The 20,963-nt window shown below is 46.5% G+C and carries 14 protein-coding genes; 2 read left to right on the top strand and 12 right to left on the bottom strand.

What is annotated here, in order from left to right:
* Window positions 1-414 precede the first annotated feature (414 nt).
* Together DW103_RS11340 and DW103_RS11335 are read right to left on the bottom strand one after the other, a co-directional pair.
* Window positions 415-1,110 carry a response regulator transcription factor gene (locus DW103_RS11340; protein WP_122276189.1) on the bottom strand — a complete coding sequence of 232 codons (696 nt, stop codon included), beginning with the start codon at window positions 1,108-1,110 and terminating at the stop codon, window positions 415-417.
* Window positions 1,100-2,593, bottom strand: a complete 1,494-nt coding sequence (locus DW103_RS11335; protein ID WP_122276187.1) for a HAMP domain-containing sensor histidine kinase — start codon at window positions 2,591-2,593, stop codon at window positions 1,100-1,102. The genes DW103_RS11340 and DW103_RS11335 overlap by 11 nt, the downstream gene beginning before the upstream one ends.
* Window positions 2,594-2,745: 152 nt before the next feature.
* Here DW103_RS11335 and DW103_RS11330 point away from each other — a divergent pair, with 152 nt between their 5' ends.
* Together DW103_RS11330 and DW103_RS11325 are read left to right on the top strand one after the other, a co-directional pair.
* The gene (locus DW103_RS11330; protein WP_122276185.1) at window positions 2,746-4,890 is read left to right on the top strand and encodes an outer membrane beta-barrel family protein; all 2,145 of its coding nucleotides are present in this window, start codon (window positions 2,746-2,748) and stop codon (window positions 4,888-4,890) included.
* A 63-nt stretch (window positions 4,891-4,953) separates the two neighbouring features.
* Complete coding sequence (locus tag DW103_RS11325; protein WP_122276182.1) at window positions 4,954-6,258, top strand: MATE family efflux transporter; 1,305 nt, start codon at window positions 4,954-4,956, stop codon at window positions 6,256-6,258.
* Window positions 6,259-6,268: 10 nt separating this feature from the next.
* Here DW103_RS11325 and DW103_RS11320 read toward each other — a convergent pair whose 3' ends face one another.
* The 10 genes from DW103_RS11320 to DW103_RS11275 all read right to left on the bottom strand — a co-directional run bounded on the left by DW103_RS11320 (window position 6,269) and on the right by DW103_RS11275 (window position 20,721).
* Complete coding sequence (locus DW103_RS11320; protein WP_233545675.1) at window positions 6,269-8,617, bottom strand: GH92 family glycosyl hydrolase; 2,349 nt, start codon at window positions 8,615-8,617, stop codon at window positions 6,269-6,271.
* Between the two features lie 100 nt (window positions 8,618-8,717).
* Window positions 8,718-10,421, bottom strand: a complete 1,704-nt coding sequence (locus DW103_RS11315; RefSeq protein WP_122276180.1) for an acyl-CoA dehydrogenase family protein — start codon at window positions 10,419-10,421, stop codon at window positions 8,718-8,720.
* Between the two features lie 4 nt (window positions 10,422-10,425).
* The gene (locus tag DW103_RS11310; protein ID WP_122276200.1) at window positions 10,426-11,445 is read right to left on the bottom strand and encodes an electron transfer flavoprotein subunit alpha/FixB family protein; all 1,020 of its coding nucleotides are present in this window, start codon (window positions 11,443-11,445) and stop codon (window positions 10,426-10,428) included.
* A gap of 13 nt (window positions 11,446-11,458) precedes the next feature.
* Window positions 11,459-12,343 (bottom strand): electron transfer flavoprotein subunit beta/FixA family protein, encoded by an 885-nt coding sequence (locus tag DW103_RS11305; RefSeq protein WP_122276178.1) that lies wholly within the window; start codon window positions 12,341-12,343, stop codon window positions 11,459-11,461.
* Window positions 12,344-12,491: 148 nt separating this feature from the next.
* Window positions 12,492-12,971, bottom strand: coding sequence for a helix-turn-helix domain-containing protein (locus DW103_RS11300; protein WP_122276176.1), 480 nt, complete (start codon window positions 12,969-12,971; stop codon window positions 12,492-12,494).
* Window positions 12,972-13,204: 233 nt separating this feature from the next.
* Window positions 13,205-16,057: an aminomethyl-transferring glycine dehydrogenase gene (gene gcvP, locus DW103_RS11295; protein ID WP_122276174.1), complete on the bottom strand. Its 2,853-nt coding sequence runs from the start codon at window positions 16,055-16,057 to the stop codon at window positions 13,205-13,207.
* Window positions 16,058-16,068: 11 nt separating this feature from the next.
* Window positions 16,069-16,707, bottom strand: a complete 639-nt coding sequence (locus tag DW103_RS11290; protein WP_122276172.1) for an MBL fold metallo-hydrolase — start codon at window positions 16,705-16,707, stop codon at window positions 16,069-16,071.
* Entirely contained in the window at window positions 16,704-17,372 is a 669-nt protein-coding gene (gene rsmG, locus DW103_RS11285) for a 16S rRNA (guanine(527)-N(7))-methyltransferase RsmG (RefSeq protein ID WP_122276170.1), read from the bottom strand. The genes DW103_RS11290 and rsmG overlap by 4 nt, the downstream gene beginning before the upstream one ends.
* 39 nt (window positions 17,373-17,411) lie before the next feature.
* The gene (locus DW103_RS11280; protein WP_122276168.1) at window positions 17,412-18,263 is read right to left on the bottom strand and encodes a DUF3298 and DUF4163 domain-containing protein; all 852 of its coding nucleotides are present in this window, start codon (window positions 18,261-18,263) and stop codon (window positions 17,412-17,414) included.
* A gap of 181 nt (window positions 18,264-18,444) precedes the next feature.
* Complete coding sequence (locus DW103_RS11275) at window positions 18,445-20,721, bottom strand: GH92 family glycosyl hydrolase (protein ID WP_122276166.1); 2,277 nt, start codon at window positions 20,719-20,721, stop codon at window positions 18,445-18,447.
* Between the last annotated feature and the right edge of the window lie 242 nt (window positions 20,722-20,963).

The following is a 20,963-nucleotide window of genomic DNA, read 5'->3' as shown; positions in this document are numbered from 1 at the left end:
TATGTTTTTTCAAAAATAGACAATAAAAACAAATATATACTTGTTTTTTGGAGAAAATATGTATATATTTGCCACAACAAAGATAAATTGAAGCAAATCACAATAAGGATTATTCCGTTGTGAAAACATTCAGGGCGGGGCAACTCGCCCTTTTTGTTTTTAGTATCATCCGATATTTGTTTACTGTTTTTAAGGGTAAAGTTCAGTATGTTGTTTTTCTTGTTTGTTGCCACCACTACCACTTCTATATATATGATGAGAATTATAGGCGGGAATGTTAACAGATTTTCCCGGTATGAGTCATTTTGTTCCACTATGAGGAAACTTTTGTTTCATTACGGAGAAACTTTTGTTTCACTAGAGAGAAACTTTTGTTCCACTGCGAGAAATATGTTGAAACGTTTTAGTGTTTATTCACATAAATGCTTCATAAATCAATTTATATCCTATACCCCTTACATTTAATATTTTTATTCTCATATCTTGTTCCAGTTTATGGCGGAGTTTAGTGATGAAGACGTGGAGGCTTCGGGCATTGTAAAAGCTGTCGTCTCCCCAGACTGCCAACAGGATATCTTTGCTGTAGATGGGGTGGTTTTCGTTTTCGCAAAGACGTTTGAGGATTTCTGATTCTTTGAAGGAAAGCTTCTCTTTTTCTCCGGCAATAAGCAATGTTTGGATGTCGGGATAGAAAGTATAAAGTCCGATTTCATAAAATTCTGTTTTTTTATTCTTTTGGTCGTTTGTGCAGAGTAGGGCTTTGACACGGGCTACCAGTTCGCGCAGACTGAATGGTTTCCGCACGTAATCGTTGGCGCCAAGTTCGAAGCCGAAGACGATATCGTCGGTCGAGGAACGGGCACTCAGAAAAAGAACGGGCACGGATTTATCGTCTTTACGGATACGGCGGACCATTTCGAAACCGTCTATTTCCGGAAGCATAATGTCTGCTATGATAATGTCGGGATGATGCTTGTAGTAACAATCGATACCTTGAAGGCCGTTTTCGGCTGTGATTACTTGGTGTCCTTCTTCCTCTAATGCGTCGCCGACTATCATTGCTAATGTTACTTCGTCTTCGACAATTAAGATGCGTTTTTTATTGTCCATGTTTTTGTGATAATTGTGGTAATGTAATTATAAAACTGCTGCCTTTATCAGGTATGCTTTCGACATGAATGCTCCCGTTATGCTTTTGTATCATCGTCTTTACGTAAAACAGGCCGATGCCATAGCCTTTGACGGGCGTCCGGCCTTCGATGGGTATCCTGTAGAATTTGTCGAATATGTATGGCAGATGTTCTTTCGATATACCGAGCCCGTTGTCGGTTATGCGGATAATGACGGATTGGTCTGTCGTATGGGCGGCTATCTGAATAAACGGGGGGTCGGACGAATATTTAACGGCGTTGTCCAAAAGGTTGCTGATGATATTGTAAAGGTGTGTGCGGTCAGCCTCCAGTGAGATTGTTGCCGGGGTGAATATTAATTCGGTACGGAATGGCTTCGATGCCTTTATGTTTTGTTGCTCGATAATCTTATTGAGCATGTCGTTCAAGCAGATATGCTCGAATTTGAGCTTGAATTCTTTTTTATGTTCCAGGCCAAGCGATAGGATTTGTTCCACCATGCTGCTGAGACGGCGAAGCTCTTCTTGGCAGATATGCAGATATTTGTCCGTTTTTGTTTTGTTGTCCGTGATATTATAATGTATCATGGCTTCAATGGCTGCATAGGTAATGGCTATGGGAGTTTTTAGCTCGTGGGTGACATTGTGGGTGAAATCATCTTTCAGTTGTTCTACCGTTTTCTGGTGGATAAGGAACCGAAGCATATAAACAAACGACAGGAGCAGGATGAGAAATATCAGGAAAGACGAGGTGAGAATGCCGGCCATCATTTGCAGTGTGGCATAGTGTGTGGGTTCCGTATAGACATAATAGGCCTTTTTATTGTATGTGGTATATTCCCATTTAGTCAAATCATATTGGGGCAGATTGGCGTTTGCCGGAATGGAAGAGGTCGTCACGGAACTGTCTCTTAAGTCCCGGATTTCTGTAAAGTGCTGTATCTCCAATCCTTTCTTTTTCAGATAGGCCGTGAGGATGCTATCGAACTTGGCTATTCGGATAGGCATCAGCGTATCGATTGTTTCATGAAGGGCACGTTGCATCTGTAGTCCCAGTTCCCCTAATGAGTTGAAATCGTTGCCAACTTCGACTGCTGTGCTTTTGAGCATTTTACCGATTTTCTCATTGGAGTATTCAGGGTGATAAATATTGCTGTCCAAAGACAGGATACTTCGTGAGTGTATTATCGAATCTTTATTCAGGAATTTTGTGCTGATGGCTCTTCCTCCTTCCGTGTCGGCAATAGCGGACGTTTCTCTTTGTTTCTGGAAATGTTTGCCGAGGATATCCGCCCGGTCGAATAGTTCGATATGGTCGGCGTTCTTGACGGCCATCAATATCTCTTCCCTGTTTTGTCTCTGCCGGAAATGATATAAATCGGTTATCCAGAATAACTGGTAAATGAAAATGCCTGAAAGGGAAAGAATAACCAGTATTATCATGTATTTGAATGAAGTCTTCATGTAAACAAATGTAGGGAAAGTTTGCTTATCCCGGCTTATTTGGTAAGACTAAATAACATTCATGCCGGGAGTTGTTATATAGTCTTACTAAAGGAAAGGAATATTTGGAACTGTCGCTGCCAAATATAAACTTTACAAGAAAAACGAATACCATGAAATCTGTTTGTTATTATTTATGCGCAGGGCTTTTTTTCGGCCAGATGTCTGTTTCGGCACAAAGTACGGACAAGGATGAACATATTCTGGTAAATGATAGTATGACAATCGATTTGCCGGCTGTGTTTGTGAAAGGGGAACGTCCGTTGGTAAAGGTGTCGGGGGGCAAATTGCAATACGACATTCCGAATTTAGTCAGGAACAAACCGGTGGATAATGCTTTTGACGTGATAGGCGAATTGCCGGGCATACGGAAAGAGGGCGATAACATAACGATTATCGGGGCTCCTGCTACGACAATTTTGCTTAACGGCCGCAAAAGCTCCATGACGGTGGAACAATTGGTCGAATTGCTGAAGTCTACTTCTTCTTCCAAAGTGAGGCGGATTGATGTCATGTACAGCGCGCCACCCCGGTATGGGGTGAGAGGGGGAGCTATCGACGTTGTGATGGAAAATGATAAGAATTTCCGGGATATATTGAAAGGTGAGGTCTCCCTGACCGGTACGCAAGGTCATTTCTTTTCCCCTTCCGGACGGGTCGGTTTGTCGTATGTCGGGAAAAGTTATTCGGCGGATGTCTCTTATTCGGCTTCTTATGGACATGGACGGCAGGAAGAGGAGATGACGGCACAGCCTGCCGTGGACGGTAAATCATATGATATCCGCCAACAGGATTGGAATAATTATTCGGACTTATCACATAATATAAGGGGGGCTTTCGATTTCGACTTGAGAAATGAAGATAAGTTATCGTTTTCTTATACCGGTCGTTTTTACAATCCGAATATGATTTCCCGAAGGGGAGCTTTGACGGATTTTGTCGGTATCCAGAAAGTTGAAACGGGGTTGGAACTTAAAGGTGGTTCCGATTTGCATAATGCAAGGATTGGTTATGCCGGCCATAATGGATTTGATGCCGGCCTGGATTATACTTTTTATAAGAATGACGATATCCAGTATCTGGATAACACGTTTGAAAAGGAGGATGTCCAGACGATTGAGACATTTTCCCGCCAACAGGTTCATCGTGGAAACTTCTACATAAACGATAGTCGCAAGTTTGAAAAAGAGTGGGTGTTGGATTATGGGGCAGATGCTTCTTTGTCGGATACCCGTAATGAATCCGACTTGTCTATTGATGATACGGAAGCAGCGGAAGGGACTTTCCGGTTAAGACAAAAAGATTATTCGCTCGGAGGCTTTGTCGGATTTAGCAAACAGTTTGGGGAAAACATTTCGCTGAAGGCTTCTTTTTCCCTTCAATATTATAAAGCTTCCGTCGATTCTGCCGGAAAGAAAAAGATATTGTGGGAACAAGTATCTCCTTTCCCGCAGCTGACATTTACATATAAAGTAATTCCTACCGGCATGTTTGTACTTTCTATATCAAGTGATAAGTCGTATCCGTCTTATTGGATGACAACGCCTAATACCTATTATATGAATGTCTACAGTTCCGTGATTGGCAACCCGGATTTGAAACCGCAACTTTCGTATTCGTTTCAACTGAATTATATCCTGAAAAGTAAATATGTGTTCGGATTGTTCGCGAATATCCTGCCGGATAAGATACAACAAATGACTTATCAACGCCACGATGAACTGCGTGCTGTTTTTCAGACAATCAATATGGATATTTATAATATGTACGGAATGGTGGCTGTGTTGCCTTTTAAGGTAGGTGGTTTTATGAGTTCCCGGTTGACGTTGATGGGATGTGCTATCCACAATAAAGGGACTTTATATGATATCTCTTTTGAGCGGAAAAAACTGTTCGGAAGGGCGGAGCTGACAAATACTTTTTTCCTGACGGCGAAACGGGACTTTTCGCTGGAATTGAGTGGTTATTGCATCTCTCCTGTTATTCAGGGCTTATATGACATAGAACGGATACACAATGTTTCTGCCGGCTTGGTTTGGACATTTGCCAAAGATAAGATGCGCCTGACGGTACGGGGGAATGATTTGTTTGAAGGTAGTTCGCCTGTGACACGTGTGGATGAACAGGGACAGAGAAGCCGTATGAAACTGTGGCAGGATACCCGTAATGTGACAGTTGTATTCCGGTATAGCTTTGGCGGTTATAAAGAAAAGGAAAGAAAAGAAGTTGATGCATCGCGTTTTGGCACGGGAATATGAAAGCAATGCTGCGGATAATCGGTTTTATAACTATCTTTGGCTTCCAATTCAGATTGTGCGTACATGAACAAAAAGATACTTCAATTGGCTATTCCTTCCATCATTTCCAATATCACTGTTCCTTTGCTGGGATTGATTGATGTGGCTATTGTCGGGCATTTGGGAGCGGCTTCTTATATTGGGGCTATTGCCGTAGGGGGAATGTTGTTTACGATTATTTATTGGGTTTTCGGCTTTCTCAGGATGGGAACGAGCGGTATGACTTCGCAGGCTTTCGGTAGCCGGGATTTACGTGAGGTGGTTCGTGTGTTGCTTCGTGCTGTCAGTGTCGGTGTGTGTATCTCTCTTTGTTTGTTGCTGTTGCAGTATCCGATACGGAAATTGGCTTTTGCCCTGATTGAAACGACGCCGGAAGTGGAGCGGCTGGCAACGGTTTATTTTAATATATGTATTTGGGGAGCTCCGGCAGTGTTGGGATTATATGGCTTTGCCGGTTGGTATATCGGGATGCAAAATTCCCGTTTCCCGATGTTTATTGCCATTACGCAGAATGTTGTCAATATCGTAGCCAGCCTGAGTTTTGTCTTTTTATTGGGAATGAAGGTGGAAGGGGTTGCTTTGGGCACGTTGCTTGCCCAGTATGGCGGCCTGCTGATGGCTGTTTTGCTCTGGTTCCGGTATTATGGGCGGTTGAAGGTGAATGTTCGTTGGAGAGAAATAGGAGAGAAGGCGGCTATGCGCCGTTTCTTTTCGTTGAATAGCGATATCTTTTTCCGGACTTTATGCTTAGTGGCTGTCACAACCTTTTTTACTTCGACAGGAGCCAGGCAGGGGGATGTCGTGCTGGCGGTGAACACGCTGTTAATGCAGTTGTTTACGTTGTTTTCTTACATTATGGATGGTTTTGCTTATGCAGGGGAAGCTTTGGCAGGGCGGTATATCGGTGCTCGCAACAAGCAGGCATTGAACAGGATGATACGGTTGTTGTTCGGTTGGGGTGTCGGGCTATCTTTGTTCTTTACCGTTTTGTATGCGGCGGGGGGAAAGGGTTTTTTGGGACTGCTGACGAATGATGTTTCAGTTATTCACGAGGCCGGGAGTTATTTTTATTGGGTATTGGCCGTCCCGTTGGCTGGTTTTGCAGCTTTCCTTTGGGATGGCATTTTGATAGGGGCTACGGCTACCCGTCAGATGCTGTGGGCGATGTTGGTCGCTTCAGGGTGTTTCTTCCTTGTTTATTATCTTTTTGAAGGAGAGATGGGAAATCATGCGCTTTGGATGGCTTTCCTCGTCTATTTGTCTTTACGTGGAATCGTACAAACGAAATTGTGGAGCCGGTTCTCAAAAGGTGATAGGCCGGCTCCATGAAAAAGGTTGTTTATTTCTTATATTCCATCGTCTTGTTCGGTGCGGACAGGGACGGAGGAATGCTTCCTGCTGAAACGGCCCGTTTTTTGTTCGGGGTTCGGCTCATTACGAATTTAATGTCGGCTCCGTTGCGAATATCTTCGTAAGTGAGGTAGGATTTATCGTACTCTTTGCCGTTCAGATACATTTTGCGGATGTAGACATTCTGGGGCGACCAGTTTTCGGTGGTTACCCGGATATGTTTCCCGTTTGTCATTCGCATGTCTACCGCGGGCAAGGTGGGTGAACCGATGTTGTATATGTTGCTGGAAGGTGCGGTGGGGTAGAAGCCCATCGTATTGAAGATATACCAGGCAGACATTTGGCCGCAGTCATCGTTCCCACTTAATGAGCCCGGTTCGTTCCCGTAGAAAGAATCGGACACTTGGCGTATCCATTTCTGGCATTTCCAAGGCTGTTTCAGGTAATTGTACAGGTAGATAATTTGATGGCAAGGCTCGTTCCCGTGCCAATAGGCTCCGATGCGGCCTTGTATATCGTGCGCACCGGGAATATCGTCCGGCAGTTCGATAGTAAACATGGAGTCCAAACGGGCCTCGAACAGTTTTTTCCCCATGGCATTGATGTATCCCTGTACGTCTTGGGGAACATACCAAGTATATTGCATGGTAAAGCCTTCTGTAATATCTCCCCAGCCGTTGACCGACCCCGGTCCCTGGTAGGCAATAGGAGCGAAAGGCGTACGCCAGTTGCCTTTGCTGTCGCGTCCGCGCATGTACTTTGTTTCCGGGTCTATCAGGTTCTGATAAGAGAGGGAGCGGTTCAGGAAATAATGGTAGTCGTCTGTTTTTCCCAGTTTGCGGGCTGCCTGGGCGATACAATAGTCGTCGAAAGCATATTCGAGGGTCTTGGATACGGATTCTTTTTCTTTGTCGTAAGGAACCCATCCTAATTGATTATATTCGGGAAGGCAGTCGTAATGCGGGTTCATGGCCGTTGTTCTCATTGCTTCGTATGCCCGTTCGTAATCGAAACCGGGGATTTCTTTGACAATCATATCTGCTAAAACGGAAACGGCATGATAACCTATCATGCACCAGGTCTCATTTCCGTAGAACGACCAGATAGGAAGCATCTTCTCCACGCTTTTGTCGTAATGGGCAAGCATGGAGTTGGCAATATCCGCGTTTACATCCGAGTGAACCAGGTTCAACAATGGATGGAAAGCACGATAGGTATCCCACAGGGAGAATACGGTATAGTTGGTGAAGCCTTCTGCTTTTTCAATGTTTTTGTCCAACCCGCGGAACTGTCCGTCAGCATCCTGGAAGATGAAAGGATGCAGGAATGAATGGTAGACGGAAGTATAGAATGTCTCTTTTTGTTTTGGGTTTCCTTCGATGGAAAAGCGGGAAAGTTCTTCTTCCCATTTCTTTTCTCCGAGTGTTTTTAAGGCATCGAACGTCAGACCGTCCAGTTCCTTCAGGTTCATGCAGGCTCCGTCCGTGCTTACGGCGGAGATAGCGGTTTTGACGTACACTTCTTCATTTGCTTTTGTCTTGAAACGTATCCAGCATTTGATATCTTCGCCCCAAGCTTCCATCGTGCTGCGGAAACGGGAGGTGTTGTAGAGGACGGGGATGCTGTCTTGTACGAAACCAAAATCCGTCAACGGTTTGGAGAATACGGCGGTGAAGTATATGTGCCGTTCCGGTCCCCATCCTTTCACCAGCTTGTATCCGGTTAAAGTAGAGTCGTTCAGCATCCGTATATTCGCCCATTTGCATTTCTGCCAAAGCGTGTGTTTCAGGTCTAACAGGATGAAAGAACTGTCCGATTGGGGATAAGTGAAACGGAACATGCCGCTTCTCACGCCGGAAGTCATTTCGGCCTTTACGTTGTAGTCTTGTAAATGTACGCCGTAATAGTTGGGGGAAGCCCATTCCTGGTCGTGGCTGTAGCGGGAGCGGTAGCCGACATCCGGGTTTTCGTGCGTGCCGGGTGTCAGTCGGATTTTACCGGTTCCGGGCATGAAGAGGAAATCTCCGAGGTCCGGAATGCCTGTTCCGCTGAGATGCGACAGGCTGAAACCCAGCAGGGTTGTGTGTTTGTACTTGTAGCCGGAAGCGGCATCATAATAGTCGAAATCCGTATCCGGACTAATCTGGATACCTCCGAAAGGCACTTGTGAACCGGGGTATACATTCCCGAATCCGTCCGTACCCACTAAAGGACGGACATATTCCGTCAGTTTTTTATCCGTGTCGGTTGTCGAGGCTTGTGTGGAAGCGGGGAGCAATAGTCCGATGGCTCCTGCAACCAGGATTGTTTTTGAAAGTATAAATCGCATATTATTCATTTGGTAAAGAATTAGAAAAAGAAGCATTCTGCTTCGGAGAATTTAAAACACAAAAGAAGGGACTGCTTTTGCGGCAGCCCCTTCTTATCCGGATATTTTGTTATTGTCTGTAATAAGTCAAATCTTCGCGGTTGAAGTTGCTGATGAACGAGCTGATTTTCTCCACTTCAGCCTGGCCGTAATTCACATACACTTCGGCAGAGCGGCGGAAACTATCGTCTTTGTTAGCATCCTGAAGCAACAGATAACCTAATACGCAATGAGCGGCAGCCTCTACCATGCGGCGGGCTTGGAAATCGATATATTCGTTGTCTTTCGTTTCCGTAACCATAGCTACCAGCTTTTCGTACTTGTCCGTCATTGCTTTCAACTTGTTTTGCAAGCCTGCCAATTCCGGTTTGTATTCGATAGCTTCGTATTCGCGGATTTGATTCAGGTAAGTGCCGGTGGTGACGTGGCGGATAGCTGCTACTACCTGCAACTGAGTCGTTCCTTCGTAGATATTCGTGATACGGGCGTCGCGGTACAGGCGTTCGCAGGCATAGTCTTTCATGAAACCGGAACCTCCGTGTATCTGAATGGCATCGTAAGCATTCTGATTGGCATATTCCGTAGTCATCCCTTTACCCATCGGAGTGAAAGCGTCTGCCAGCTTGCTGTACTTTTTCATTTCGGTCCGTTCTTCGGGAGTCAGCTTGCGCTCTTTGGAGATGTCGTCCAATGCCTTGTATACATCGACGAAGCGGGCTGTTTCGTACAACATGGAGCGGGAAGCGTCTGCTTTTGCACGCATCAGGGATACCATTTCGTAGATAGCCGGGAATTCGATAATCGCTTTACCAAACTGCTTACGTTCCGTAGCATAGGCGTAACCTTCGCGGTAAGCGGCTTCACTCAGACCTACAGCCTGTGCCATGATACCCAGGCGGGCACCGTTCATCAGGGCCATTACGTATTTGATAAGGCCTAATTTACGGTCTCCGCAAAGTTCAGCTTTCGCATTCTTGAATACTAACTCGCAGGTCGGAGAACCTTTGATACCCATCTTATTCTCGATGCGGCGTACGTTCACGCCTCCGTTACGTTTGTCGTAGATAAACATGGAAAGGCCGCGGCCGTCTTTTGTTCCCTCTTCCGAACGGGCCAGTACGAGGTGAATGTCCGCGTCACCGTTTGTAATGAAACGTTTTACACCGTTCAAGTACCAGCAGTTGTCCTTTTCGCTGTAAGTAGCTTTCAGCATGACCGATTGGAGGTCGGAGCCGGCATCCGGCTCTGTCAGGTCCATCGACATGGTTTCGCCGTTGCAAACGCGCGGAATGTAGCGTTCACGCTGGTCATCGTTACCGAACTCATATAAAGTCTCGGCACAATCCTGCAAGCCCCATAGGTTTTCGAAACCTGCATCGGCACGCGATACCAAGTCGGCAGCCATGATATAAGGGACAATCGGGAAATTCAGCCCGTTGTACCGCCGGGGCATTGCGATACCCATCAACCCGGCTTTCCGTACGGCATCCAGATTTTCCTGTGTACCTTTTGCGTATGTGACACGTCCGTTGGCAACAGACGGTCCTTCGTGGTCGACATCTTCGGCATTGGGTGCGATGATTTCACCGCAGATTTCGCCGACTATTTCCAGTACTTTTTCGTAACTGTCCATTGCATCCTCGAAATCCTGAGGAGCATAGTCATACTTATCCTTGTCGGCAAAGTCACGTTCCTTCAGTTCCACGATGCGCTTCATCAACGGGTGATGAAGATGGTGCTTCATGCTGGGATTATCTAAATAAAAATTAGCCATACTCTTACTTCGTGTTTTGTTTGTAATACTTAATCATCTTTGGAAGCACTTCTTCGACGGAGCCGTTGATGACGTAGTCGGCGATGGTGTTGATTGGTGCATTCTCGTCATTGTTGATAGAGATGATGATACCTGCATCCTGCATGCCGGCAATGTGTTGGATTTGTCCGGAGATACCGCATGCGATATAGAGTTTCGGACGAACCGTAAGACCGGTCTGGCCTATCTGACGGTCGTGGTCGCAAAAACCGGCATCCACTGCTGCGCGGCTGGCACCCACTTCGGCATGAAGTTCTTTTGCCAGATCGAATAGCAGGTTGAAGTTTTCTTTGGAACCTACGCCATAACCGCCTGCCACTACGATTGGAGCACCTTTCAGGTTGTGTTGCGCTTTTTCCACATGGCGGTCGATGACGTTTATCACATAGTCTGTCTGTGGAACATATTGGGCGACATTGTGGTTCACCACTTCGCCTTTATAGTTCTCGTCCAGGATTTCTTTTTTCATCACACCTTCGCGGACAGTCGCCATCTGAGGGCGATGTTCCGGGTTGATGATGGTAGCCACAATGTTTCCACCGAAAGCGGGACGGATTTGGTACAGCAGGTTTTCGAACGTCTTGCCGGCTTTTTTATCTTCGTGCGAACCGATTTCCAATGAAGTACAATCGGCTGTCAGACCGCTGGTCAGGGCGGAAGATACGCGTGGGCCGAGGTCACGGCCGATAACGGTTGCTCCCATCAGGCAAATCTGCGGTTTTTCTTCCTTGAAAAGATTGATAAGGATAGACGAGTGGGGCAGTGAAGTGTAGGGGAACAGTCCCGGTGCATCGAATAGATGTACTTTGTCGACGCCGTAAGGGATTATTTGTTTTTCCACCCCGTTCAGGCCGGTTCCGGCTGCAACGGCTTCGAGCTGGCAACCCAGCTGATTGGCTAACTTCCGGCCTTTGGTCAGAAGTTCGAGACTTACATCGGCAACTGTCGTACCTTCAAGTTCGCAATATACGTATACGTTGTTCATATCTTTTGTCTCCTTAGCCAATTGTATGATTGGCTAACAGTTCAACAATCATGTCTTCTATATCTTTATCCGAGCTGGTCAGCGTTTTGCTTTCCTTTGCCTGGAATACGATGTTCTGAATTGTTTTCACCTTTGTCGGTGAACCGGACAGGCCGCATTGAGCGGTATCGCCGTTTACATCGGCAACGCTCCATTCCGTGATGTTCAGGTAAGGGCGGCTTTCGTACATTTCGGTGTGCGTGAGGGCGTCGCCGAGGGCGGCTTTTTCCTGCGCTCCGAGTGCGCGTTTATACTTTTGCACCAATTTGGCATTGCGTGGACGGCAAGGGGCGGCCGAGCCGTTTACGGTGATTACGATAGGCAGCGGGCCTTCTACGGTTTCGACACCGCCGTCGATGTGGCGTTTCACCGTGATGCGGCGTGTCTTTTCGTCGACGTTCAGGATTTCTTCCGCGTATGTGATTTGCGTCAATCCCAGTTTCTCGGCAACCTGCGGGCCTACTTGGGCGGTATCGCCGTCAATGGCTTGGCGTCCGCCGATGATGATGTCGTAATCTTTTATTTTCTTGATGGCCGTGGCAAGCGCGTAAGAGGTTGCCAGCGTGTCGGCTCCGGCGAAGGCGCGGTCGGTCAACAGATAGCCGCCGTCGGCTCCGCGGTATAGACCTTCACGGATGATTTCGGCGGCGCGTCCCGGGCCCATCGTCAACAGCGTAACTGTAGTTCCGGGGTAGGCATCTTTCAGGCGCAGTGCCTGTTCCAATGCATTCAGGTCTTCCGGGTTAAAGATGGCGGGGAGGGCGGCACGGTTGATTGTTCCGTCTTCTTTCATCGCATCCTTTCCCACATTACGCGTGTCCGGAACCTGTTTCGCTAATACAATAATTTTTAAACTCATATTATAGGACTGTTAGATTGCTATATTTAGCAGTTTAATCGATTTGTTTTCTGATTTCCAGCTTGCAAAAATAATCAAACATTCTTTAAATCAAAGAACTTTAGAGGGGAAATTGCACACTTGATTGCCTTTTGAGCATTGTGAGCTGTCATTCTCCCCAGTGATATGTCTTTTTCCAGTTTTTGCCCGGCTCCTTTTTGTTGATGCGCCATTCCCAGGGCTGCGAATGGGTGTTTGCCTGGAAGAATTTGGTGAAAACGGAGGGCTGGGAAAATCCCAGTTTCGCGGATATGTCGTTGATTTGCATATTTGATTCTTCCAGTAATTCTTTGGCTTCGAGCAGGAGATAGCGATTGCGCCATTCCCAGCCCGATATTCCGCTCATGGCGCGGATGGCCATGTTCAGGTCTTCGGTTTTCACACCCATGATGCGGGCGTAAAAGCAGGTGTCCTTGCGTCCGTATTTCCGGATAAGATAGGCGAAAAGGTCGACGAAGTTGTTGCCCGTAGGCCGGTTCCCGTTGAAATCGTCGGTGACGCCCAGCCAACGTTCTTCTTCGGTGGGTTTCCGGTCGGCAGTGGTGATGAAAACGTCTTCGGGAATGATTTGTTTGTATTTTTCTTCCATAAATGATTGGATTTGGAGGTTGATGTTTTCTTGGATTAGACCTCGCTGACTTCGGGGTCAAATCTTAGGCCTTTGATTAGACCTCGAACTTGAGCGGGTCTAATCCTTGACCGTGGTTTAGACCTCGCTCTTGTCCGGGTCAAATCTTTTATCGTAGATTAGACCTCGAAGTTAGCGAGGTCTAATCTACGGATGGATTTACCCTTTCCTAAGTATATTTCCGGCCGGAAATATTAAATTTCGCAGGCGCAGAGGGTCGGGATTAAGTTGCGGTCGCCGTAAGCGTTGTCTACGCGGGCTACGTTAATCCAGAATTTGCTGTCGTGCAGCCATTCCAGCGGGAAGGCGGCTTTGCTGCGCGGATAAGAGTGCTTCCATTCATCGGCAGTCACTTCGTATTCGGGATGAGGCGCGTTTTTCAGGACGTTGTCCGTTTTGTCGGCTTTTCCTTCTTCCACTTCACGGATTTCGTTGTAGATGCACTGCATGACTTCGGCGAAGCGGTCCAGTTCGGCCAGGCTTTCGCTTTCGGTCGGCTCTACCATCAGTGTCCCGTGGACGGGGAAGGAGAGCGTCGGGGCATGGTAGCCGAAATCCATCAGACGTTTGGCTATGTCGCCTTCATCTATGCCGGAGCGTTCTTTCACGGTGCGGCATTCGAGGATGAGTTCGTGCCCTACGCGGCCGGTTGCGCCGGTGTAGACGATACCGTAGGTGTCTTTCAGGCGGGCGGCCAGGTAGTTGGCGTTGAGGATAGCTGTCTTGGTCACAGTTTCCAGTCCTTCGCTTCCCAGCATGCGGATGTAGGCGTATGTAATCGGCAGGATACCGGCACTGCCGTAAGGTGCGGCGGAAACCGTATTCAAGCTATTTCCCCATAATACCGGATGGGAGGGCAGGAAGGGAATCAGGTGCCCGGCCACGCAAATCGGACCTACGCCGGGACCGCCGCCGCCGTGAGGCGAGGCAAATGTCTTATGCAGGTTGAGGTGGCAGACGTCGGCACCGATTGTACCCGGATTGGTCAGGCCTACCTGGGCGTTCATGTTGGCTCCGTCCATATAGAGTTGTCCGCCGCAAGCGTGAACGATGTCGCACATTTCTTTGATGTCCACTTCGAAGATACCGTGGGTGGACGGATATGTAATCATGCTGGCAGCCAGGTTGTCCTTGTTGGCTTCCGCTTTTGCACGGAAATCCTCGAGGTCGATGTTGCCGTTTTCGTCGCATTTGACGGTGACGGTCTGATAACCGCACTGGATGGCGCTGGCGGGATTTGTCCCGTGGGCGGAAGCGGGGAGGAGGACGATGTTGCGATGTCCCTGTCCGATGCTTTCCAGATAGGCGCGGATGACACGTAGACCGGTATATTCGCCGGCAGCTCCTGAGTTGGGTTGCAGCGTGACGCCTTTGAAACCGGTGATTTCGGCCAGGTAGCTGCAGAGGTTCTCAATCAGTTCCTTGTAGCCTTCCACTTGTTCTTCGGGGGCGTATGGATGGATGTTCTGGAATTCCGGGCGGCTGAGCGGAAGCATTTCCGAGGCTGCATTCAGCTTCATGGTGCACGAACCGAGCGAAATCATGGATTGTGCTAGTGAGACGTCTTTACGTCCCAAGCGGGTGATGTAGCGCATCAGTTCGGTTTCCGTATGATATTTTTGGAAGACTTCTTCTTGAAGAAAATCGGATGTGCGGGCGAATTTCGGGTCGAAATAGGTCTTTTCGGGAACGGCTTCTTTCAGCATATAATCTTTTCCGGCTGCACCGGCGAAGATGTACAGCAAGACGCCTATGTCGGTCGGCAGGGTTGTCTCGTCCACGCTGATGCCGACATGTCCGCTTTCGAAATAACGGAGGTTGACTTTGCATTCCAGGGCGATTTCGCGCAAGGCGTTGATGGAGACGTTTTCAGGCAATTCGATTTTCAATGTGTCGAAATAATCCTTGTTCAATTGCTTATATCCCAGTTTTTCCAGTTCGGCGGCCAAGAAACCGGCAGAGGCGTGGATGCGGCCTGCGATGTTTTTCAGTCCTTCGGCTCCGTGGTAAACGGCATAAAAGCCGGCCATCGTGGCGAGCAATGCCTGGGCGGTACAGATATTGGAAGTCGCTTTTTCGCGTTTGATGTGCTGCTCGCGTGTCTGGAGGGCCAGACGGAAGGCGGCATGGCCGTAGGCGTCTTTCGAAATACCGATGATACGTCCCGGGATAGCGCGTTTGTATTCGTCTTTCGTGGCAAAATAAGCGGCGGACGGGCCTCCGTAGAACATCGGGATACCGAAGCGCTGGCTGCTTCCGAATACAACGTCGGCGCCCCATTCGCCCGGAGGTGTCAACAGGACGAGGCTCATCAGGTCGGCGGCAACGGCAACGCGTGTTTCGTTCGCATTGGCACGTGCGATAAATTCTTTATAGTCTTCAATCGAACCGTCTGCATTCGGGTATTGAACAATAGCGCCGAATACTTCCGGGGTGAATTGGAATGTCTTGTAATTGCCCGTCACAACCCGGATGCCTTGCGGAATCATGCGGGTTTGGATAACTGCCAGTGTGGAAGCAAACACGTTTTCGTCGACAAACAAGGTGTCGGCTCCTGCCTTCACCTGTGCACGGCTGCGGCTTCCGTGGAACATCGTGGCGGCTTCGGCTGCGGCAGTTGCTTCATCCAGCAATGAGCAGTTGGCCAGTGGCAGTCCGCTCAGTTCGCAGACAACTGTCTGGAAATTCAGCAAGGCTTCCAGACGACCCTGTGAAACCTCTGCCTGATACGGGGTATAAGAGGTGTACCATACCGGGTTCTCGAATACGTTTCGCTGGATGGGAGCGGGACAAACGGTGTCGTACCAGCCCATGCCGATGTAGGAAGTGAATACTTCATTCTTGGAAGCCAGCTCGGCAATGTGTTCGGCAAATTCGCGTTCAGTCATTGGCTCGGGAAGGTTCAACGGCTCCTTTAGGCGGATATTGGCCGGGATTGTCTGTTCGATTAATTCGTCAACCGACTTCACACCGATAGCTTGCAGCATGGATGGAATGTCTTTTGTTGAGATACCTACGTGGCGATTTACAAATTTATTTGTGTCCATAGTAGTGAAGTTTATAAATAGGGGTTATTTAATTTTTCGTCGATAATGCGTGTTTCGGGGCCATGGCCGGGATAAACGACTGTTTCGTCCGGCAATGTCATCAGTTTGTCGTTGATGGCGGCAATCAGTACTTCCTGATTTCCTCCCCAAAGGTCCGTGCGTCCGATACTACCGGAAAACAAGGCATCGCCAACAATAACGAAACCGTCTTTTTTACAGTAGAAAGCCACGCTGCCGGGCGAATGTCCGGGAACGGTAATCACCTGCAATTCGGATTCCCCGAATTTGATGATTTCGTTGCCTACGATAAATTTTCCGACCGGAATATTCTCCATTCGTCCGGGAAGACCAAACAGTTTTGCCTGTTCGCCGGGTGACGGCAATTTCTCAGTATCCAGTTTATGCGCCCAAGGCTTCAGAGCATAGTTTTTATATATATAAGGATTCCCGAATATATGGTCGAGATGCAGGTGGGTACAAAGAAGGTATTTCAGAGTCAGCTTGTTTGCTGTGATAAAATCACTCAACTCCTTTTCTTCTTCCTTGCGGCAACAACCGCAGTCTATCAGAACGGCTTCCCCTGTCTCGTCATACAACAGGAATGTGTTTTCCTGGAAATAATTAAATTCGAATGCTTTAATTGTAATCATAACGGTACGTACACCACTTTTTTAGTTTGAAAAAATTCTTCTTTGAAAAAATCACTCAGGTTAAGACTAACAGCTTGATTGCGGAACGGCAGTATTTCATGCTGTAGCTCTCCACCCTTCAAACAGATTAAACCGTTAGGAAGTGCATTCTGTTGTTCTTTTTTTATGTTTTTGCGGGCAATTTTCACAAGGTCTGCAAGCGGCATGACGGCGCGGCTTACCACGAAGTCGAAAAGCTGTTTTTCTTCTTCCGCACGACAATGGCGGAAGCTGACGTTTTTTAGTCTGATGGCCTCGGCTACAGCTTGTCCGACTTTTATCTTTTTCCCGATGCTGTCGACTAAGTGGAATTGTACTTCAGGAAACAAGATAGCCAAAGGAATGCCCGGAAATCCGCCTCCTGTGCCGATGTCCATAACTGTCGAACCTTCCTTAAACCGAAGCATCTTCATAATCCCAAGCGAGTGTAATACGTGATGCAGATATAGGTTGTCTATGTCTTTGCGGGAGATTACGTTGATTTTAGCATTCCAGTCGGCATACAAGGGAAAGAGCGCATCCAGTTGACTCTGTTGTGTTTCCGTCAATTCCGGAAAATAGTCTTTTAGAATTGCCAGTTGTCGATGAACAAGCGCCAAATCGTTTATTGTATCTTTTTCTTCCATAAAATTCTTTTGGAGGTTTTAATTGGCAATTGGCTTTATTCAATTGTCAATTAATTTTGAAATCGGGCTGTCTTTTTTCAATAAAAGCTGTATTTCTTCGTAAGGAAGGAATACATTGGTGGCGCCGACTACATAGGCGGCAATTTCATATTCGTTGAAGGTATATGTAATACCCTTTTCATCAATTAGGAAATTACCGTTCGGGAAAATTTCTTCCACGCTGAAGAAACCGATGTTTTCAAGGTCCTTCGGATTTTCCGCACTATTTTGTTTCGCGATATGGTCAATCAGGATTTTAGCGAGTTCATCCTGATAGTTATCCACGAATATATCTTCTTCCGTAATCAGATTACCGTTTTTCAGGTTGATTACGTAATTGTTGAATGAGTGTGCACCGTGTGCACCACCGGTATAATTTTCAAAATTAACCGTATAGCTCAAGATGTTGTTTTGATTGTAAACAATATCGTCCGATGACATTTCATAATAGGAAAACCATGCTCCGAGTGGTGTTTCGTCTTGTTGGGCCAATTCTTTTTTGAATTCCGTTTCCAAGTCTTTGTAAGCATTCAGATAGTCTTCCGTATATTTGGCTACGGCTTCTTCAGGCGATAAGTCCTCATAGTTTTCACCGAAATAGGAGAAGACAAACTGTTTTTGTACTTTTTTCAGTACTTCTTTATCAGCGTATTTGACAGGATAAACAAAATTTATCTGCAGAGTACAATTCGGATTTTCCGGATTTTCCAGTAAATGATAAGTTTTCTCTACGTTGATGGAATCAATCTTGATATCGTTTTCCGCAAATCGTTTCGTACCGGTATGACAACTCGTGACGAATAGTCCTAAAAGGAAAAAAGCTGCGAGACTTTTGCACAATTGTGTACTCATCTGGATTCTGATTTAATTTTACATTCGGTTGCAAATGTACGGGATAATCTTTGAATAAACGAATGGAATATTATTTTTCTCTTGAAAGAAAAGTAACCAAAAGTTTAAGGTCTCACCGGAGTTGCGAAGCAGGTGCGACCTTAACTTTTTGGCTACTTTTGGAGAAAGCTGAAAGTAATAATCAATCCGCTGTTTTCGGACGACTTTCCGGTGCCGCCCCGAATTGTTTATTAGGTGTATTACCCATTATGAAAGTCAGGTTGCCGCCTTTCATAATGTCTTCGTATAAAATATAGGATTTATCGTACGGTTGTCCGTTCAGGGTAACCGACTGGATATAGATATTCTCCTTATTATTGTCCTGTGCTGTTATTTCAAAGCTTTTTCCTTCCGGCAGGCGGATGGTTGCTTTTTCGAATAAAGGACTGCCGAATACGAATACTCCGTTCGACGGATTTACCTGATAGAAACCCAAAGCTGACATGATATGCCAAGCCGACATCTGTCCGCAATCTTCGTTTCCGATGATGCCTTCCGGTTGGTCGGTATAGAATACATCTTGGATGTAACGAACTTTTTCCGCTGTTTTCCATTGTTCTCCGGCATATGGGTAAAGATATGCGATATGATGGCTGGGCTCGTTGCCATGCGCATATTGTCCGATTAAACCGCTGATATCGCTGGATGCGCCCTCTCCCATGTCTCCTTCCACGATAAAGAGTGAATCTAGCTTGGCCACAAAAGTTTTGTCGCCCCCGAACAATTCAATCAGTCCTTCCGGATGCTGCGGAACAAAGAATGTATATTGCCAGCCGGTTCCTTCCGTGAAATCTCCGACTCCGTGAATAGAGCGGAACGGGTTGTAAGGAGTACGCCAGCTGCCGTCGTACATTTTCGGACGAATAAAGTTGATGTCTTTATCGAAATATTGTGTGTAATATTTACCGCGTTTCAGATAAGTCTGGTAATCATCTGTCTTACCCATTTTTTTAGCCATCAGAGCCGTGCCCCAATCGTCTGCTGCATATTCCATCGCGATTGAGGTGGCTTCATGTATTTTATCGCAAGGAATATATCCTTTTTCCTTTACATAGGTGACTCCGTTTTGTTTATCGTTTGTCGCGGTTGAAGTCATGGCCTGGAAAGCCCGCTCGGCATCGAAACCTTTGAAACCTTTCAAATAAGCATCAGCAATGATAGGAACGGAACTGTAGCCCGGCATACAGTTCGTTTCGCCGCCTAAAAGATGCCAGATAGGAAGTTTCCCCTGTTGGTCGTAGATGCTGAGATATGAGTTTACAATATCGTCTACTTTTTCCGGTACGATGATGGTATAAAGCGGATTTAATGTACGGTATGTATCCCATAAGGAGAAGGTGGAATAATTAGTCCAGGTATTGTTGGAATAAATCTTATCATCTTGTCCGCGGAATTCTCCATTTGCATCACAATATAATGTTGGTGCGATAAAAGCATGATACAGGGCTGTATAAAATATCTTTTTGGCACGTTCATCCTGCGTTTCGATACGAACGCAAGCCAGTTGCTTATTCCATTTGGCTATAGCATCTTGGTGTACACGTTCAAAGTCCCAACCCGGAAGTTCTGCGTTCATATTCGCCAGTGCATTGGCACAGCTGACGGAAGAGATTGCGATTTTGATGTTTATATCCTGAGGATTATCCTTAAAAGATAATACGCCTTTCACCTCTTTTCCGGTTATCTCGTCATTTCCGGCTGCTTCGTCATTGTTGAAAACGGCCAGAGAGTTGATGGGCTTGTCAGATTTCAGTACAAAAAAGACTTTGTGCTGCGGACTCCATCCGTGGGAGAAGCGGTATCCTTCGATTGTATAATCATCTGTTTTCTTCAGGTAAGTGTCATAAGAACTGTCGCCATTTCCCTCTTTCAGGTTGATAAGCAGACGAGCCTGCTGATTTTCAGGATAATGGTAACGATGCATGGCTACGCGCTCGGTCGTAGTCAGTTCCGCTTTTACTCCGTTATCCATTAATAATGAATAATAACCGGGAGAAACTGCTTCGTTTTTGTGTGAATAATACGAAGAGCAGCTTCCTTCTATATTATCTTGCTCTCCACGTGATGTACGTACTTCTCCGGTAAACGGCATCACTAAAATGTCTCCTAAATCGGCACATCCCGTTCCACTCAGGTGCGTGTGGCTGAAGCCGATAATGATGCTGTCGGAATAGTGATATCCGGAGCACCAATCCCATCCTTTATGAATGTTCTGTGGTCCGGCCTGTATCGTACCGAACGGAACATTGGCACCAACAAATACATGGCCGTGCTCTCCCGAACCGATATACGGATCTACATACGACACATAATCCGCACTGCTTTTTGCGGTTGTCTTTTTCGACATATTACAGGAAAAAGCAAACAAAGCCAGGCATATAGTCATTCCCGGCATCCATACATGTTTTTTTATCTTCATGATATATAAATGATTACGATTTTAATACATTGAACTAATAGGACACAATTTTTTTTAAACGAATACAAAGATAATGACAAATTCATGTTTGAGCCGAAGAATGTGGCATAAAATAAAAATGATTGGTGAAATTATTTAAAAATTAGGGCTGATGTGCTTGTAAAACCGTTTATTCCACTATATTTGCATGCAATAGCAATTTAAAATCCGACATTCTGTGTGCGCACACCTGTCTAACGGTA

The sequence above is a fragment of the Parabacteroides sp. AM08-6 genome, assembly GCF_003473295.1.
Lineage (GTDB): Bacteria > Bacteroidota > Bacteroidia > Bacteroidales > Tannerellaceae > Parabacteroides.
Note: the sequence above shows the minus strand (reverse complement) of the source record. Positions and strands in the feature narration are given on the sequence as shown.

Coding starts and splice junctions, on each gene's coding strand:
- DW103_RS11340 (WP_122276189.1), bottom strand. CDS start 1,110: ATGGACAATAAAAAACGCATCTTAATTGTCGAAGACGAAGTAACATTA.
- DW103_RS11335 (WP_122276187.1), bottom strand. CDS start 2,593: ATGAAGACTTCATTCAAATACATGATAATACTGGTTATTCTTTCCCTT.
- DW103_RS11330 (WP_122276185.1), top strand. CDS start 2,746: ATGAAATCTGTTTGTTATTATTTATGCGCAGGGCTTTTTTTCGGCCAG.
- DW103_RS11325 (WP_122276182.1), top strand. CDS start 4,954: ATGAACAAAAAGATACTTCAATTGGCTATTCCTTCCATCATTTCCAAT.
- DW103_RS11320 (WP_233545675.1), bottom strand. CDS start 8,617: ATGAATAATATGCGATTTATACTTTCAAAAACAATCCTGGTTGCAGGA.
- DW103_RS11315 (WP_122276180.1), bottom strand. CDS start 10,421: ATGGCTAATTTTTATTTAGATAATCCCAGCATGAAGCACCATCTTCAT.
- DW103_RS11310 (WP_122276200.1), bottom strand. CDS start 11,445: ATGAACAACGTATACGTATATTGCGAACTTGAAGGTACGACAGTTGCC.
- DW103_RS11305 (WP_122276178.1), bottom strand. CDS start 12,343: ATGAGTTTAAAAATTATTGTATTAGCGAAACAGGTTCCGGACACGCGT.
- DW103_RS11300 (WP_122276176.1), bottom strand. CDS start 12,971: ATGGAAGAAAAATACAAACAAATCATTCCCGAAGACGTTTTCATCACC.
- gcvP (WP_122276174.1), bottom strand. CDS start 16,057: ATGGACACAAATAAATTTGTAAATCGCCACGTAGGTATCTCAACAAAA.
- DW103_RS11290 (WP_122276172.1), bottom strand. CDS start 16,707: ATGATTACAATTAAAGCATTCGAATTTAATTATTTCCAGGAAAACACA.
- rsmG (WP_122276170.1), bottom strand. CDS start 17,372: ATGGAAGAAAAAGATACAATAAACGATTTGGCGCTTGTTCATCGACAA.
- DW103_RS11280 (WP_122276168.1), bottom strand. CDS start 18,263: ATGAGTACACAATTGTGCAAAAGTCTCGCAGCTTTTTTCCTTTTAGGA.
- DW103_RS11275 (WP_122276166.1), bottom strand. CDS start 20,721: ATGAAGATAAAAAAACATGTATGGATGCCGGGAATGACTATATGCCTG.